We start from the raw sequence: 19,394 nt of genomic DNA on the forward strand, positions 1-19,394 counted from the left end.
CTCCGACCGCTTGTAAGCGTATGGTTTCAGGTTCTCTTTCACTCCCTTATTCAGGGTTCTTTTCACCTTTCCCTCACGGTACTGGTTCACTATCGGTCTCTCAGGAGTATTTAGCCTTAACGGATGGTCCCGCCAAATTCATACAGGGTTTCACGTGCCCCGCACTACTCAGGATACCACTATCTAAGCATTACTTACCCATACCGGGCTATCACCGTCTATGGCCACGCTTTCCAACGTGTTCTAGTTCATCATGCTTCGAATGTCGTGGTCCTACAACCCCGATACCGCCTTAACGGTACCGGTTTGGGCTAATCCGCGTTCGCTCGCCACTACTTACGGAATCACTTTTGTTTTCTTCTCCTCCGGGTACTTAGATGTTTCAGTTCTCCGGGTTTGCTTCCCGATAAATCGGGATACCATATCTTCAATATGGTGGGTTGCCCCATTCGGATATCTGCGGATCGATCTGTATGTGCCAGTCCCCGCAGCTTTTCGCAGCTTATCACGTCCTTCATCGCCTCTGAGAGCCTAGGCATTCCCCATACGCTCTTATGTAGCTTATTGTACTTTTTGTCTTTTAATGAGTTTGCAGTCATCCCTTAGCTCGTAAACCAGGAACGACCACGTGTTACTTGATACATCCCGAAGGATATATCCGTAATATTTTTTATGTATCTTTTTTCAATATGTCAATGAACGTTTTCCTTGAGAGAAAAGAACAGAGAAAATAGAGCATAGACCAAGTCTATTGTCTTTTTTCTTTATTCTATCTTCTCAGAGATAGTGGAGAATATCGGAGTCGAACCGATGACCTCCTGCGTGCAAGGCAGGCGCTCTAGCCAGCTGAGCTAATCCCCCGTTTGAATTCAGAACTTTGAATTCAGAACCTTGAATTATGAATCCCAACTTCCAGAATTTCCTTTTCCATAGTAGTTAGTAGTCTCAGGCAGACTCGAACTGCCGACCTCTACATTATCAGTGTAGCGCTCTAACCAGCTGAGCTATGAGACTGACTTAGGCCCTTAACCCCCTGAACGGGAACTGCCAACGGCAATTGCCCTAAAGAGCGCTGCGCTCCCCGTCCGAACGTGCCTTTCCGGCGCGGGCGGGTAACCAGCTGAGCTATGAGACTCTACTATAGTATATCATTAAATCAACAGCGGGAGAACAAAACATCCCTTTTCCAATATCATTCCATGGCCGTCTTTCTCTAGAAAGGAGGTGTTCCAGCCGCACCTTCCGGTACGGCTACCTTGTTACGACTTAGCCCTAGTTACCAATTTTACCCTAGGCCGCTCCTTGCGGTGACGGACTTCAGGTACTCCCAGCTTCCATGGCTTGACGGGCGGTGTGTACAAGGCCCGGGAACGTATTCACCGCAGCATGGCTGATCTGCGATTACTAGCGATTCCAGCTTCACGGAGTCGAGTTGCAGACTCCGATCCGAACTGTGATGGGGTTTGTAGATTCGCTCCTGGTCACCCAGTGGCTGCTCTCTGTCCCCACCATTGTAGCACGTGTGTAGCCCAGGACGTAAGGGCCGTGATGATTTGACGTCATCCCCACCTTCCTCACAGTTTGCACTGGCAGTCTTGCTAGAGTTCCCGACATTACTCGCTGGCAACTAACAACAGGGGTTGCGCTCGTTATAGGACTTAACCTGACACCTCACGGCACGAGCTGACGACAACCATGCAGCACCTTGTGGATTGCCCGAAGGAAAGACCGTCTCTGGTCCTGTCAATCCACATTTAAGCCCTGGTAAGGTTCCTCGCGTATCATCGAATTAAACCACATGCTCCACCGCTTGTGCGGGCCCCCGTCAATTCCTTTGAGTTTCATTCTTGCGAACGTACTCCCCAGGTGGGATACTTATCACTTTCGCTTAGTCACCCATCCGCCAGGCGGACGGACAACTAGTATCCATCGTTTACGGCGTGGACTACCGGGGTATCTAATCCCGTTCGCTCCCCACGCTTTCGTCCATCAGTGTCAATACATTGTTAGTGATCTGCCTTCGCAATCGGTATTCTATGTGATATCTATGCATTTCACCGCTACACCACATATTCTAACCACTTCACAATGATTCAAGACAACCAGTATCAAAGGCAATTCTACAGTTGAGCTGCAGGATTTCACCTCTGACTTAATCGTCCACCTACGGACCCTTTAAACCCAATGATTCCGGATAACGCTTGGATCCTCCGTATTACCGCGGCTGCTGGCACGGAGTTAGCCGATCCTTATTCCTACAGTACCGTCAAGTCCCGACACGTCGGGATGTTTCTTCCTGTATAAAAGCAGTTTACAACCCATAGGGCCGTCTTCCTGCACGCGGCATGGCTGGATCAGGCTTGCGCCCATTGTCCAATATTCCTCACTGCTGCCTCCCGTAGGAGTCTGGTCCGTGTCTCAGTACCAGTGTGGGGGATCCCCCTCTCAGGGCCCCTATCTATCGCTGTCTTGGGGTGCCGTTACCACTCCAACTAACTAATAGAACGCATGCCCATCTCTTACCCATAAATGTTTAATGCACAACCAATGCCGGTCGTGCATACTATGCGGTATTAATCCAAATTTCTCTGGGCTATCCCACTGTAAAAGGTAGGTTGCATACGCGTTACTCACCCGTGCGCCACTCTCATTATCAGCAAGCTGATAAATCCCGTTCGACTTGCATGTGTTAGGCCTGCCGCTAGCGTTCATCCTGAGCCAGGATCAAACTCTTCATCGTTGTTCTTTTAGAGTGCCGAGGCACTCAGTACTTTTCAACGACCAAAGGAAATCCAATTCTTGGTACTCAAAATGGCTTGTTCTCTTTTTTTGTGCAAAGCACCGTTTCCAATGCTTCGCTACGCTGTCAATCCAATATGTTAATGAACTTGTTTCTCTTTTTCCTCAGCGAACCCAATCGCTAAGCGGGTGCAAATATACAACCCTTTTTTAGATCCACACAATGTTTTTGAAAGTTTTTTTTGAAAGTTTTTTTCACACTCCAATCAACCCCTAAAAACACCATTCCAATGAACCCTCTGCCGCTGCCAACGTTGCCGTTTTTTGCGGCTGCAAACATACAACCTTTTTCCGATCCGCAAAACATTTTATCGAAAATATTTTGCTTTCTTTTTCCAAGGATGTAAATGAACTTTTTCCGCTCCCCGGGACCGTGGGCCCCTTGTTTGCGGGGTGCAAATATACGACCCTTTTTCCCTTACCGACAAAATAAAATCACACTTTTTTTCAACTATTTTTCTTCACGCTGGAAATGAACGCCTTAGGCCGCGGGAAACCATGGCGGCCATTGGCAAGGGAGGCGCGGACGGACCACACGGTGGCGGCGGGGCCGCTGACCGGACCCCCGTGGCCAACGCGAAAAGCATGGGACGAGGGCGCGGTGGACTGCCGGCGTGGTTTGAGGAAATGTCCAAAATAAACAACATAAACCTACTTGTTACACCTATATATATAGAGAGAGAGAGAGGTAACACAGTTATATTCAAACTACTTCCAATACTCCTATTATATTTAATTGAATCCGTCATTTCATATCTTTTAAAGTTGTCTGACACTTTAATCTAAAAACAAATAAACTTTGAATCTCCTTTTGAAACCTAAATCAGAAAAGCTCAAGCCATGAAACAACTAGATCAAGTAGCCCTGAAATAACAAAGGACATCTATAACTATTGATTGAAAACACGTTTGATCGAATTATGTATCGATCGAATAAAAATCAAAATGGAAATTGATCATTCAAAATTATCACAAAAAACTTCTTATAGTATGCGTATTGCACTATTTCCAGTTTCCCAAAGGCCAATTACCTTAACTAAATTTAAAGCCTTAACACTTTTGAATAAACAACAAACCAGGATGGTAAAATATTGAAGCCCGATCGATACTAAAGAAAGAAATTCCACACGATACCGAAACGGATACTGAAGTCTCGGTATGGGTTATTGGGCGCCGAAAAATAATTGTAGCCAGTGAAGGCTGAATTGAAGTGTTCGGCCTTAAAATAAATACGAGTTTGTCTGACCTTAGCATTGATAAAGAAATCCAGTCGGGGAAAATTACCAACTTCGGTTTGATTTTGGGTATAAAATTCTCCCAACAAAGGATCATACCCGTCCATATTATACTCTGTGAAATAATTAAAAGTAATTCCTGTTTGTAAAAAGAGTGCCCTTTTAAATAAGTGATCAGAAAAATAAATAGTATTACGAGTAATAAATTGCGGTACATTCAATATGCCATCACCATCAATTACGTTTTGATACATTACAGTATTGTCTAATGCAAACTTTCCAAAATGGAACTCCTTGGACACATTCAGCTTTAGATAGTTTAGTGTATTCTCCGCTTGCGCTGGCTTGACATTGTTATTGGGGTCCTTTGTAAAGTAGGAGTAATTATTAATGGTCGTGTATTCTATTTCCGCATTAGCTATTCGCTCCGATTGCACCTTAAAAGCCAAATTTTGCGTCTGTACGTTTTTAAAAGACGAACTATTATCCCAATTATAATTGATATAATCACTTTGATAAAGCAACATATTAAAATTGGGAAGTTTCGAATTCGAATTTAGACGTGCTAAAACCTGAAAATCTGAGTTCAGTCGATAAGAGGCATTAAGATCCAAAAAATTTCCATTAAAATCACCTGAAAGGTTGAGCCCAAACTCACCATTCAAATTAAATCCGCCAATTTTATTTTTATAGGTACCCCCTATTCCAAAAACATTTCCTTTCAACCGGTTTGGAATTCTTACGCCGTCTATGACCGTAATGGCATCATATCCATAATTATAGTTATTATAGTCAGCACTAAATTGCAACTCGCCTAGTATATCATTCTTATAATTGACAAAAAAGCGATTTGAAAAATCCTCCAGGGTTACCTTATCCGCAATCTCAGAGGTTAGAAAAGCATCGCCAAAAAAATCATTCTGATTTACCTGATTAAACTGATAGTATTTGTCTTCAAATGAGATGACTTGGCCAATACTTATATTATTGCTTAAACTATCGGATGCCTTAAGAATGTTGTAGTGATGATCTAATAAAAATCTTTTACCCTCAAGCATACTTTCTGCGTCTTCAAAATTTGGAGAAAACACCGCTCGATTTATAAATTCTGGGTCTCCAGATTTAAAGAGCTCAACATCCTCATCGGTTAGACCTCCATTTTCTTGGTTGAGAATATCCTGCATTACGATATGTGCCCGTGCTTGGTACTTGTCGTTTTTGGTATTATAATTTGTCGTGAATCTAAAATTTCCAGTACTTGTTAGGATATGCTGATATTTTCCTAACGAACGGAGGCCTTTGTAGGCTATTGAAAAATTAAATTGCTTTGACATGTTGACCGTAAAGAAAGCATCGACCAACTGGCCTTGTTGGAATGCAGTTTTATAGAACAACTCGGTTAGCGGTGTTGGTACATGGAAGTAGTTGATATCCTCCTTCTCCATATAATTAAAATGCTTAGCTCTTGCGCCAAATAATGGCAAGGAACGCTTATCCTTATAATCATGTGTTAGACGATTATATGTTTGTCCAATATTGGAAAACGGAATCAAACCAAATTCATCCTTTCTCAAGTAATTGAATTTGTATTCCTTTTTAATGGATAATGTTGTATCAAGGTAGGTGGTATCTCTCTCAAAGCCAATAATCAAATAATCTTCAACCTTTGCGACTTTTGGTTTCGATTTTAGGCTATCCATTCCTGGACCTCCAGCTTCTCTTGAAAGACTGACTTGTCCTAATACAGTATAGAAGTTACAAAGCAAAAACGCAAATAGAAAGAAAAGTTTATTCATTATCCATAGTTGTGTGGCAAAAATAATAATATAACTCCTATTTAGGTTCTATATTATAGAGATAATGAAAGTAATTTTGCGTGTTTATAGGTTGGCAACTACTCTACGTATTTTATGGAACCTTAAATAAAAACAACGAATTTTTGATTTGATGAATAAAAAAAGGCAATCTTTTCAGATTGCCTTTTGTGATTATTATCAGAAATAATTAATTCTGATCATTAATGGAGTTATTATCCTGAATCTCCTGTTGTGGGATTTTGAATGTCAAACGCTCATCATCATAAGGTATTGGCACACCCACGAAAGAAAGGTGATTTGGTCCTCTTTTGATGGTTGCTTGGTTACGTTTCATAGCCAAGTAGCTTTTACCTTCACCCCATAGCTCAAGTCGAGTTTGCTTATAGATCTCATCGTACAATGGCTGTCCGACTAATCCACTCACGTAAGTAGCATCCATCCCTCTGGCCGAGACAAAGTCTGCTAAAGCAAGTTGAGCTGGGCCTTCTTGACCTGATCTTGCTAAGGCTTCAATATTTAATAATAAAACCTCGGCATAGCGCATATAAATATAATCCGCCTTCACGATCTGTGATGTTCCAAAGATTACTCTATCAGAATCATAAAATTTAAACAACGGTTGCAAATGTCTTGAACTGGAAGGATTGTTTAAGAATTGATCTCTACGTACGTCATCTGCATCCATGCTATTATACAAATCAGCATCCATTCCTTTGTTATCTCCAACAGCAGCATAACTATAAGAGAAGGCATCTATTTGACCCCACCATGACACTAAACTAAGTCCAATATCATCGTTAAGATCCACGCCCCACATCCATCCATTAGAGTTCACATCGTTGAAGCCTCCAAAAATACCATCTCTTGTATCATTGTTGCCCATTAACGTAGCTCCACTTCCAGCCATAGCTTCATTAGTCAAAGTGACCACATCATTCCATCTGTCTCTTCTTGAGGCCAGTACATAAGCTAAAATAACTTGAGCTACTGGTTTATTCACTTGTGTTTTAGAAGGTCTTACATAGCCATCCAATAAAGAAATGGCCTTAGTTAGATCAGACTCCATCAAGGCATATACATCCTGTGTTGGTGACTTTGGATTCCCCACCAATTCTGGAACAGTATATATAGGTAATGTTGGCGATGTCCAAGACGCACCTACATCATGAATAAAAAGTTGAGTCAAATAGAAGTACGAATGAGCTCTCATGGCCAAAGCTTGACCAAGGACATATTTATTGTCATCCGATTCCGGAACCGCATCAGCTCCACCCAAGCTTTCAATTACTAAATTTGATAAGTTAATCACTCTGTAGTAATATCTCCAAGGCTGGTAGTTTTCCAATTGGGTAAAATCCAAAGGCGCTTGATACTCAGTAATACGTGCTCTGTACCAGCCATATGTACTAGTAGTAAGGGCCATATCACTACACAACATGTCCATATAGACGTCGTATCCTTTTTGTCCATAATCCTGCTGAGAGGTAGTTCCTCCTGTACCAGTGGTAAACATAGTTGAGTATATACCTGTTACAGTGGCTTCACCAAGCTCGGGATTTAATTCAATAGCACCGGCCAGCTGATCCGCATTAATAAACTGTGATGGCTCTTGAACCAAATAGTCTTCGTCACAGCTAGATAACATAAGCGTTAAAAACGCTATTCCAGCTAATCTTATAATTTTTGTATTCATATCTTTTTCTATTTTTTTTTAAATTTTAACCCTAACACCAAGTGTAAATGTAGTTAATGGTGCATATAATGCTCTTCCTGAATTCCCACTCTCACTTGTGGTAGGATTATATCCCTTTCTCTCACCTTTAAAAAATAGATTATCACCAGAAGCGTAAATGTTTAAACCACTTACTCCTATTCTTTCTGTGTATTTAGATGGTAGTGTATATCCAATCAATAGGTTGTTCAATGCCAAATAATCAGTCTTAGTGATAAATCTTGAAGATGTAGAATTCACGTTAGGTATTACTCTATCTGCAATTAAAGGCACATCGGTAATATCACCTGGCTCACGCCATCTGTTACGCACATCTATATGTCTATTTTGAGCAGTGATCCCACCGTTGTTGTCATGCATTAACTCTGCGTATTGAGCGTCATAACCATATCCTCCAAATGAATATGCAAATTGAGCTGAAACATTAAAGTCGTGTATTTTTGCATTTAATCTAAACGCCCCAACTACATCAGGAATTCCAGATTTTTCTATATACTTCTCAGTTGCATTGGCATAAGTTTTTGTTGTTCTGCTTGCAACGTTAGCATTAGTATTTTCCTTTAAGTATTTTGTAAGACTTATAATTGGAACATCACCAGTATTAAACTCTCCATCGCCGTTAACATCATCAAAATGTTGTACCCACATTGGATAGCCATCAGCAGGGTCTACACCAGCATATTCTCTCATGTAGAAGTCATAAATTGAACGACCCTTAGAATACCCATATCTTCCAACTATATTAAAGTTGGCAGGTTCTCCAGTTTCAGGATCGATAGGCATTGTTGTGATTTCGTTATTGTACATTGCCCCGTTAAGTGACAGCGATAAAGCCACATTTTCTTTTCTTATAAAATGTCCAGTCAAGTCAAATTCAAAACCACTGTTTCTCAATACACCATCGTTAACAGTAATAAGCGCAACACCAGATGAAGGTGCATTTCTTCTATCAAAGATCAAATTATCCGTATCCTTGATATAGTAATCCAAGCCAACATCTAAGAAATTACCTAAAGTAAACTCTAAACCAGCTTGGTATTGTTGTGCTGTTTCCCAAGTTAACTCAGGGTTAGCAAACAATCTTGGAGTTACAGCAAACTCACCACCTACGTTAACAACATCAAAAGTATTGATCCCTGTATAGAATCCAACACCATTTTCATCACCAGTTATTCCGTAAGAACCTTTCAACTTAAGGAAGGTCAATAAATCGTTGTTACGTAAAAACTCTTCGTTGCTAATTACCCAAGCAGCTCCAATAGAACCAAAAGTATCCCATTTGTTTTTGTAAAACCTTGAAGATCCATCTCTACGTACAGAAGCTGTTAAATAATATTTATTGTCAAAATCATAATTAAGTTGACCAAAATAAGACTCTAGTGTTCTTGCTTGAGAATATCCTGTTGCAGGACTCAAGTTCACAATATAGTTATCAAGTTCCAATCCACCAGGAATAATCGCTTTTCCTTTATATTGAGTAGCAAGAGATTGTTTGAACTCATTGCTTTCATGAGCAGCCAATACTTCTAAAGTGTGATTTCCGAAACTTTTCTTATAACGAAGCAACTGTAAAAAGTTGATTGTTCGTGTCTCAGTTTGTCTCATAAATAAATCCCCTGCGTTAGCAGTAGCTACACCATAAAATTGGTTACCCATTGATTTAAAAATGTTATTCGAGTATTGAGCTCCAAAAGTAGTTTCGAAACTTAAGTCAGAGGTCAATTTTATTTTACCATTAAAACTTGCATTGATCTCATGTCTTTTAGTTCCATTATGATCGTACAAAGCCGATGCTATCGGGTTCAAGTTGTTGGCGTTTGGTCTAGCTCTATAGCCAGAGTTAGAACCATAGTCATACTGATAACCTCCAAATATTGGATCAGGAACCAATTGATAATTGTCATCTCTTAAGAATACTGGATAAATAGGATTCATTTTGTCAGCAAACTCAAAAATGTTTTCGGCCCCATCCGTTTGACCGTTATTAAGACTTTCTGAATACGTATATCCAATATTAGCCCCAACGTTAAACCACTCTTTTATATCTGTATTGATATTTAAACGCGTAGTATATCTCTTATAGCTTGTGTTTATTGCGTAGCCGTTGTCATCAAGATAACCAGTAGAGAAGAAATACTTAGATTTATCAGTTCCACCACCCATTCTTAAGTTGGCTTCAGTTCTAAAAGCCTCATTAAAGGAAAGGTCCTCATATCTTTCTGGAGTATAACGTCTAGTCACACCAGGTCTAACTTGACCAGTTGCTGGATCAATAAGTTCTGCACCATTCGCAACATTCCACATGTTGTATCCAGGAGCAACAATTGCATTCGTAAACAAAGTATTGTTAACTGTTCCAATTGGATCAGGATTACCGTTCAAGCGCTCTCTATTAACCTTAGCTTCCCAGATGAGTCCAATAGACTCTTCAGGAGAAGTAACAACCTCATATCTTGGGATAATCGAAGAGCTAACACCTGTTTTAACATCTACTTCAACATAAGTCTCTCTTGAAGACCCAGATTTTGTAGTAATCAAGATTACCCCATTCGCTCCACGAGAACCATAAATTGCGGTAGCTGTAGCATCTTTTAAAATGGTAGTACTTTGAATATCTGATGGATTGACAGCATTTAAACTACCTGAGTAAGGCACACCGTCAACAACATATAAAGGAGCTCTGTTTCCATTTACAGATCCAAAACCTCTAATTCTAATTGTAGAAGTTGTACCAGGCTGACCAGAAGTGTTAATTACAGTTACACCAGCGGCCTCACCTGCAAGTGACTGTGAAACGTTTGAGTAGTTTTTAAACTCAATGTCCTTAGCCTCCACTGTTTTTGCAGTTCCTGCATATGCTTGTTTGGTAGTAGTACCGTACCCTACAATGATCACCTCATCAAGAGCAGCAATATCTTCTTCCATCGCAACATTATAAGTATTACTGGCACCAACTACAACTTCAGTGCTCTTCATACTTACAAACGAAAACGCCAAGGTCTCCCCCACACGAACATTAATGGAGTAATTTCCATCAAAATCTGTTTGAACCCCACGAGTCGTTCCTTTTACAATAATACTTACACCAGGCAACGGCAAACCATCCGAAACAGATGTGACCGTACCTGAGACAGTTTTCTCTTGTGCAAAAGAAAACTGCATCACAAACGCCATGAAAAGCGTCATTAACCATGTTAATTTTAATTTCATAAAACAATTATTTGAGTTAGTCTTGCGCAAACATCATAATAATATATTAAAAAAACAAGTTTTATATATAATAATATGTTAACGCCAAATGCACTTTTAAAAAGCGCGTCAGCACCTAAAACATTAAGCACCAACACCAATTAGATGTAAATTTTTAATAATGGTTACGTTAAAATTTTAACTATTTGAATTCAATATTTATTCCATCAGAACATAATGCAAATTAAACTGTAATTCTCCATGGAATAATTAGTCTTTGTGTTAAAAAACTGCTGATTTACCGTTTGCTTCACTGCATGCAGAATAGCAACAATTAATAATCTATATTTTTGGCTGCTCAATATTTGATTAAATTTTAGAATGTTCAACCAAAGAGAAATTGATTTTAAAATAAAATCCCGAAACATAATATGTCCCGGGATTCTATATTTATAATTTAATTAAGCTTTTTAGCTTATATCATAGTGCAACTTAATTTTGATCGGCTTCAGTCATATTAGGATTTGAATCGATTTCTTGTTGTGGAATTTTAAAAATCCATTTATCATTTATTGACGGTTTTGGTTGCATAAAACCATCCTGATACAAGACTTCCGAAGCACCAGAATTAGATTGATCCAATCCTTCATCCCATCTGATATTATCATGATAGCTAAATCCTTCGCCCCACAGCTCAACGCGTCGTTGCCATTTGATCTCTTCCATTAGCAATTCCTTTGTAGTAAAAATGCTTTTATCAAAAGCTGAATCTCTCTTTTCACCAAGAATAGCAAGCGCATCTTGTGCTCCAGTAACGTCATCCATCATTGCCTTTGCTTCCGCTTCTATCAACACCATTTCAGACGATCTCATATAGATCACATCATCTGGATCAATGGACCCTGGGTTCTTCAATTGGAACTTGACATTCATATAAGGATGGGTGTTGTGTCCCTTTGTAGCTCCATATTTTTCAATAATAGCAGCTTTTGCGGCATCAAAGGAGGCTTTGTCGTCATAATTTGGATCAGACTCATAACTTCCGCCCTGACCATTGGAGGCTGCCGGATTAGTGTTAGGTGCCAGAGGCAACCATGCTTTAGTTCTATAATCAGTAGCTGGTAATTTGTCATACAATTCTTTACTGATCAATTTTGGATTTGATCTATTTTGACTTCCGTTAAAGGAAAAAGCCACGTAGTAAAAATAGGATTGGAAATAGTTCGTCTCTGTCTCAATTACTTTTCCTCCCCAGATGACTTCTGAGAGATCATAGGTATTGAAGCCTGACAACCATCCATCTTCATCCAACAACGGATATCCACTTCTAGCGAGTTCAGCATTATCGGCTGCAGTTTCCCAATCTCCTTTTGACAAGGCTATACGTGCTTTAATTCCATAGGCCGCATTTAGAGAAATGTGCGACTTATTTGCTGCAGGACTAGCTTCTTTTAGATAAGCGATAGCTTTGTCGATGTCAATTTCCATTTGATCATAGACTTGTTGCACTGTACCTCTTGGCCCACTAGTATATGGTGTTCCTTGATCTAACTGAAGGGGTACACCAGGATCTGTAGCAGGGTCGCCAATAAGATAGCCCTTAGAGAACGTAGTTATCAACCTGTAGTAGGCCCATGCGCGATATGCATGTGACTGTCCCAAGATATTGTTCAATTGTGGGGTAACCGTAAAATCACTTGCTGCTACTTTATCAATTATAGCACTTGAAGTAGCTACAAAATGGTAGCGCTGAAACCAAAGGTTAAATCCTGTTGTCGCACTTGAATTGACATGACTTTGCCATTTTAAGTCGGATGTCATCCAACCATTTCCAGGAGAGGAGTGGATGATATTTCCACCAACAGCATCAAACATTGGGATAAAGTGACTTTCGCCTGATCTACTTGAGGTTCCACCGGTCAATTGGTTTTGGCCGTACATCATTCTATGGAGTCCGTTAAGGACCAACTCCATATTATCTGGGCTCGAAAGGGCTGATTCTTCAGAAATTGAATCTGTAGGAACAGTGTCAAGAAACTCTTCCTCACACCCTAAAGTAAGTGTCATGGCACCTACAAATAATAGTATATATATTTTTCGTATCATTTTCTTCATTTTTAAAAATTTTCTTAAAACGCAACATTCAGACCTACTGATATCACTCTATTTGGGTTATAGTCATTACCACTTGGTGTACCAGAAAGATTGTACTGCGGATCTAATCCTTTTCTTTCATTAATAATGAATATATTTTCACCAGATAAAAACAATCTTAATCTATCGATCCCAATTTTGTTTGCAACATCATCATTCAAGTTATAGGATAAGGTCACGTTTCTTAGCGACAGGTATGAGGCGTCCGTCAACCATCTTGAAGTTAGGGTTGGCGCTAAATTACTACTACCATTTTGCATACGTGGAACATCTGTAACATCTCCAGGATTTTTCCATGTTCTAAGTGCATCTGGATGCAACGACGCTCCATACTCACCTTCATGCATCATATTAGCATAACCATAGTCTAAGATATCTCCTCCAATTTGGTAGGTGAACAAGAAGTTAAGACCAATATTTTTATATTTTAATCCGTTGGAAATTGAACCAATGACATCTGGAACCGAAGACGCTCCGACGTACCCTTTACCAGCATCTTGATATATATTGGTTGTAGCTTGGGTGCCATCTGAATTCATAATAGGAACACCTACTTTTCCATCCACCTCTTCATACATATAATATAGAGCATCACCATTAGCTGGATCAACACCTGCGTAATCATAAATGAAGAACTCAAATCTTGAGCGTCCTACGTCCCAACGTTTGGAACCATCAATAAATGGATCTGGAAGGGCAGTAATTTCATTCTTTAAAGTAGAGGCCTGAATCCCCAAATCCCAAGAAAAACTTTCATTGTCAACAATACGGGCATTTAGACCCAATTCAAAGCCTTCATTGAATAAATCACCCACATTGTCAGGCGCTTGAATTTGACCTTCAGATCCAGGAATCGGGACATTATATAAAAGGTCAGAAGAAACTTTCTTATAGTATTCAAATGATCCTGTCAAACGATTATCAAACAATCCGAATTCTAAAGCCACATCAAAACTTTCAGAGGTTTCCCAAAGTAAATCTGCGTTTCCAGTAGAGTCCCAAAAAATTCCAGGAGCACCAGCATTAGGATAAATAGCATATAACGGTTGTGAGATATAGTAATTTCCTAACTGGTCATTTCCAACCTCACCGTAAGAACCTCTAAGCTTTAAATTATTGATCCAAGACACATCCTTCATGAACTCTTCCTGACTAATTCTCCATGATGCACCAACTGAGAAAAACGATCCCCATTTATTATTGGTGAAAACAGAAGATCCGTCTCTTCTTACAGAACCACTTAAGTAGTATCTATGGTCATAGTCATAATTGACCCTTGCAAAATATCCTTCAAGTCTATAGTCTGTACTACTACCATCCGCATCCAGAATAACCGAGAAGTTTGAACCTTCGTAAATACCTGCTACGGTTTGTGTTCCTTTAAAAATCCTGTTGGACGAAAAATGTCTATCAAAGCTTTCATGTCCTAAAGTAACGTCAAGACTATGAAATCCAAAAGAATTACCATAGGTCAACAACTGACTGAAGTTTTCAACCGTTCTTCTGAATCGAGCATCTTCAAATCTTGCCGTAGGAGCGCCATCACCAACTTCAGCGTTCTCATAACTGTGGTTGATCTGATCTTGAAAATCCTTACCATAGATCACTCCAAATTTAAGACCTTTTGTGAGGGTCAAATCAGCATTGTATCTAAATCCGAAGTTATTTCTCTTGGTTTCTTCATTGTTTAAAATAGCTTCTTCCAAGGCATTACGACCTACGCTAGTTGGTCTGGATTGAATTCCCAATTCACTGATACTTTCTCCTCTATCCCATCTACGCTTACCGTTTTCGTCATAGATATATTGACCGGTATTTGGATCCAATAAATATGGAGAATAAATAGACCCCATGTTTTTAGCAAAACTAAAAACGTTAGCTATTGATGATCCCCTTGATGGTGGTCCATGCGATTCTTCTACCGCTATATTAACGTTACCACCCATAGACAACCATCGTGTTGGATCATAAGTTCCACTCAATCGACTTGTAGTTCGTTGATAATCACTTTCTATAACATATCCTTTCTCTTTTAAGTTAGAGGCAGAAAAAAACGTTGAAAAGTTTTCACCACCACCAGATACGTTAATAGAATGACTTTCTCTGGTTCCGGTTCTTTCCAAGGCATCATACCAATCTAAATCTTCCGCAATGACTCTTGCGTTTGGATTAATATTCCCGTTCACATCTACGATTTGATCATTAGGAACATTAAAAGGATTTCTTCCCAAACGATTAAAAATAGTGGATGAAGCAACCTGAGCTGCGTCAGCACCACTCAATGAATTCTTATAAGACTGGAACATCAGCTCATAATATTCACCTGGAGTTACTTGATCGTAATCATCTATAGCTTTAGTGATGACCCCAAATTGAGTTGTAAAATCTACTTTAACAGCGGATCCTTTTTTACCTTTTTTGGTGGTAATGATCACTACACCATTTGCAGCACGCGACCCGTAAAGCGCCGTTGATGCTGCGTCTTTTAAAACCGTTATGGTTTCGATATCATTCTGGTTGATAGTATTCAACCCTCCTTGATACGAAATTCCATCCACAATATAAAGTGGGTCTGTTGTACCATTAAGTGTACCTACTCCTCTAATGACTATACTTGGAGACGAACCTGGCTGACCAGATGCTGACAGGAATTGGACACCAGTAGTGTTCCCTTCTATTGCTGAAATAGGGGATGTTAAAGACCTCAACTCCAGCTCCTCCGCCTTAATAACCGAGGCAGAACCTGTAAAAGCTTCCTTGGTTGTAGTTCCAAATGCCACGACAACCACTTCGTCTAGCGCGCCGTCAATGCTTAAGCCCATGTTTATGGTGTTGCTCGCACCTACAACAGCTTCCGCAGTTTGCATCCCAACATAAGAAAATGCCAAAACCTCACCAACACTGGCCCTGATGGAATAGTTACCGTCAAAGTCTGTTTGAACACCACGAGTGGTACCCTTAACTATGACATTTACTCCAGGGATTGGCAATCCATCTGAAACGGACGTCACCGTTCCTGAAACGGTCTTCTCTTGCGCTAAAGACACTTGCATTACAAGTGTCATACATAGCGTCATTAATCCTAGTAATTTTACTTTCATGAATTCATATTTAAGTTAGTTTTCACAAACTTCTAAATAATATCTTAAAACCGCAAAACAATTGTTAAAAATAGTTAAAACTTTAACGTTTCATCTGCTAATGATTAAATTAATGAGTTAATGTCAATAAACTCTTACAATCGTCAATTGCTTCTTTAAAAATTTTAACTTTGTTCAAATTTTTTTTAAATTTTTGAAACTTGAAACTCAAACTTTCTTTTACATCAAATTCTTTAGAATGTGGAACGGATGAAGCAGGCCGCGGTTGCCTTGCAGGCCCAGTTACGGCGGCGGCAGTTATCCTACCCGAGACCTTTGAGAGTCTAATGATGAATGACTCAAAACAACTATCGGAAGATAAACGCAATTTCCTGAAATCTATCATTGAAAGAGATGCTGTGTCGTTCGCGTTTGCACATGTCTATCCTGAAGAAATTGACGAAATCAACATCTTGAACGCTTCCATTTTAGCCATGCATAAGGCTATTGGTGGATTAAAAACAGTGCCGACATTTATAAGTGTTGATGGCAATAGATTTAAGCCATTTGCAGACATCCCTCACGAAACCATCATTAAAGGCGACAGTAAACATCTTAATATTGCGGCCGCTTCTATTTTGGCCAAAACCAACAGAGATGCGTATATGTGTCAAATCCACGAAGAATTCCCCATGTACAATTGGAGACAAAACAAAGGCTATCCAACGAAAGAACATCGCGAGGCAATAAAAAAATACGGCATTACGCCTTATCACAGAAAAACCTTTAGATTATTGCCCCAACAATTACACTTGCCACTCTAACTTTTTATATTTACAAAAAAATCGATATGCGAAATATTTGTTTACTGTTGACATTTATACTGATCATAAGTTGTAAAAGCGACATCCATAAGCATTCCAATCTCATCTCATTGGTGCCTAGTCATGCTTCTGTGGTCATGAAGACAACATCGATTGAAGGTTTAGGCAGCGTATTTAAAAACAATAGTTTACTCAGTCAATTTTCAGGGAAATCTTCACTTGATCAATTAAACAGAAAACTCGATTTTCTTAAGCATCTTAAACCCTCAGAGGATCTATTTATTGCCTTTGGAAAAAACAAAACAGACAGCCTCCAAGTCTCAGTGATCACAAAATATCATACGGATCTTTTTAAATTAGATTCTCTTCGCAACTATTCAGTAGAAACCATCTCCTTAAAAGGCCACTCTTTAACTAAAACCACCATTGAGGATGAAGTCATCTATAGCATCGTTAAAGACAGTGTTTTTTTTGCCTCAAATGATAGGGTGCTTACCGAAGCAGCATTTAAACAAAAGGACACAGACCCGTCGTTAAAGGAATTGTTTAAGACAACTTCAAACGGAGAATCCCTATCCATTTTAATCAATACCAAGGAAAAAGCTTTTCAACCAAAATTCTTCTTCGATGAGCAACTTAACAAGGTTCAGCTCACCAATTATCTTTTACTGGATGCCGACTTAACACAGGATCAACTCAAATTTGATGGGATTACCATTGCTAAGGATTCTTCTAAAAGCTTGATTAATATTTTTAAAAACACCTTCCCCCAAGAAAATTCATTACCTAAAATATGCCCGCCTGATAGTGATGGATTCTTGAGCTTTTCATTTCACAGTTTTAAGACCTTCCAAGACAATCTTTCTAAGTTCAGAAAACAAGATTCTATATTAAGCGAACCACTCTTTGAAAGTGTTTTAGAAGCCGGAGTTATATATAAGAACAAACAACAAGCTGTCGTTTTGACCAGTATCGATGCCGAAAATATGAGCGCATTTTTTGGAGAAGAAAACAATATTGACACCTATCGTGGCATCGCTATTTATTCTTTTGATAAACCTGATTTTTTTTCTAATTTATTTTCACCATTGATCACTTACACTAATGCCACAAAGTTTGTCAATATTGATGATTATCTTGTGTTTTCAGATGATATGGAACTCCTAAAAGAGGTCATTAGCAGTTATCAAAACAATGCAACACTCTATACCTCTCATGCTTTTGAAGACCTTATGGATGAATTGAGTGACGAGTCGTCATTGTTTGCTTACGGTAATGCCAATCATCTAAAAGACATTCTCAATTCAAATTTCGATTCTGAGAACACCCTCAATCCGGATGGTTTCAATGCATCTGCCATTCAATTTGTATTTGAAACCGATTTTGCCCATGTCCATGCCATTCTGCAGAAAAATAAGAAAAAATTTACCTCCAATTCGGTTTATGAAGACGTTAGCATAACTCTCGACGCCGACGTATTGACCAATCCTCAATTTGTAAATAACCACACCAACAACCAAATGGAAGTAGTGGTGCAAGACATTGGCAACAATTTATATCTTATTTCCAAGGACGGCAAGGTGCAATGGAAAAAGCAATTGGACAGCAAGATTTTAGGAAAAATTGAACAAATAGATATCCATAAAAACGGACGACTCCAATTGGCATTTGCCACTGAGCATCAGGTTTATGTTTTAGACCGTAATGGAAAGAATGTCGGCAAATTCCCTTTAAAGTTTAGAGATCAGATTACCCAGCCTCTATCAGTCTTTGATTATGATAAAAACAGAGATTACAGGTTGATGGTCACTCAGGGCTCATCTGTTTTATTGTACAACAAACAAGGAAATATTGTGAGCGGATTTAACTACAAAAAAGCAGAAAACACCATTAATACACAACCTCAACATTTCAGAATTGGCAGAAAGGATTATATCGTTTTTGTGCAAGGCAAGGAACTCGAAATATTGAGTCGGGTAGGAAAAACACGCGTCAACGTAAAGAACAACATCAACTTCAGCGATAGTGGCATTTACTTATACGACAATAAATTTACTACAACGACAGCTAATGGGGATCTTGTCCAAATTGATGAAAACGGCAACATGAGCAGTAGTAATCTAAATTTGGGAGAGAAACACAGCATCACTGCAACCAGTAAGACCTTAGTCACACTTTCCGACAACATTCTGCATATCAAAACCCATAAAGTAGAGCTCGATTTTGGAGATTACACACCACCAAAAATCTTTTATGTCAACGATAAGATTTATGTATCGGTTACCGATTTACAGGCCAAGAAGGTCTATCTCTTTGATAGCTTAGGAAAGAGCATTAGCAACTTTCCAGTTTACGGAAATTCTACTATTGACCTTAACAATATCGACAAAGGAAAGAGCCCTGAATTTGTCACAAAAGGCGATCAAAACGGCATCATTATTTACCAGATAAATTAACCTTTCTACCATTCACACATAAAGTCATACCAACCATACAGTTTCCCTTCGTTTAAAGATGGTTTCTTACTATATTAAAATTTGCTATTAACGCTTAATTTACACTATA

General features: G+C 39.2%; 7 protein-coding genes, 2 tRNA genes and 2 rRNA genes (1 of these 11 cut by a window edge). 2 read left to right on the forward strand and 9 right to left on the reverse strand.

From position 1 onward, the window contains the following. The 9 genes from MWU32_RS04225 to MWU32_RS04265 form a co-directional block, all read right to left on the reverse strand. Positions 1 to 567: ribosomal RNA gene (locus tag MWU32_RS04225) — 23S ribosomal RNA — on the reverse strand; it reaches 2,277 nt to the left of the window's first position. Positions 568 to 787: 220 nt separating this feature from the next. Then, a tRNA-Ala gene (locus MWU32_RS04230) sits at positions 788 to 861 on the reverse strand. 79 nt (positions 862 to 940) lie between these two features. Beyond that, positions 941 to 1,014, reverse strand: a tRNA-Ile gene (locus MWU32_RS04235). 203 nt (positions 1,015 to 1,217) lie between these two features. Next, positions 1,218 to 2,740 (reverse strand): 16S ribosomal RNA (locus MWU32_RS04240). The 16S and 23S rRNA genes sit together here with 2 tRNA genes alongside, the layout of an rRNA operon. A 1,166-nt stretch (positions 2,741 to 3,906) precedes the next feature. Continuing rightward, on the reverse strand, positions 3,907 to 5,829 hold the full coding sequence (locus tag MWU32_RS04245) for a putative porin (protein ID WP_246938086.1): 1,923 nt from the start codon (positions 5,827 to 5,829) through the stop codon (positions 3,907 to 3,909). A 208-nt stretch (positions 5,830 to 6,037) separates the two neighbouring features. Beyond that, positions 6,038 to 7,543, reverse strand: coding sequence for a RagB/SusD family nutrient uptake outer membrane protein (locus tag MWU32_RS04250; protein WP_246938088.1), 1,506 nt, complete (start codon positions 7,541 to 7,543; stop codon positions 6,038 to 6,040). An 18-nt stretch (positions 7,544 to 7,561) separates the two neighbouring features. Then, positions 7,562 to 10,792, reverse strand: coding sequence for a SusC/RagA family TonB-linked outer membrane protein (locus MWU32_RS04255; RefSeq protein ID WP_246938090.1), 3,231 nt, complete (start codon positions 10,790 to 10,792; stop codon positions 7,562 to 7,564). A gap of 471 nt (positions 10,793 to 11,263) precedes the next feature. Beyond that, a complete protein-coding gene (locus MWU32_RS04260; RefSeq protein ID WP_246938092.1) occupies positions 11,264 to 12,877 on the reverse strand; it encodes a RagB/SusD family nutrient uptake outer membrane protein in 1,614 nt (537 codons plus the stop codon). Between the two features lie 23 nt (positions 12,878 to 12,900). Further along, on the reverse strand, positions 12,901 to 16,026 hold the full coding sequence (locus tag MWU32_RS04265) for a SusC/RagA family TonB-linked outer membrane protein (protein WP_246938094.1): 3,126 nt from the start codon (positions 16,024 to 16,026) through the stop codon (positions 12,901 to 12,903). 200 nt (positions 16,027 to 16,226) lie between these two features. Between MWU32_RS04265 and MWU32_RS04270 the strand changes: the two genes are divergently transcribed. After that, positions 16,227 to 16,829, forward strand: a complete 603-nt coding sequence (locus MWU32_RS04270) for a ribonuclease HII (RefSeq protein ID WP_246938096.1) — start codon at positions 16,227 to 16,229, stop codon at positions 16,827 to 16,829. A 26-nt stretch (positions 16,830 to 16,855) separates the two neighbouring features. Then, positions 16,856 to 19,285 (forward strand): DUF3352 domain-containing protein, encoded by a 2,430-nt coding sequence (locus MWU32_RS04275; RefSeq protein WP_246938098.1) that lies wholly within the window; start codon positions 16,856 to 16,858, stop codon positions 19,283 to 19,285. Positions 19,286 to 19,394 lie beyond the last annotated feature (109 nt).

The organism is Gelidibacter sp. F63206 (genome assembly GCF_023015735.1).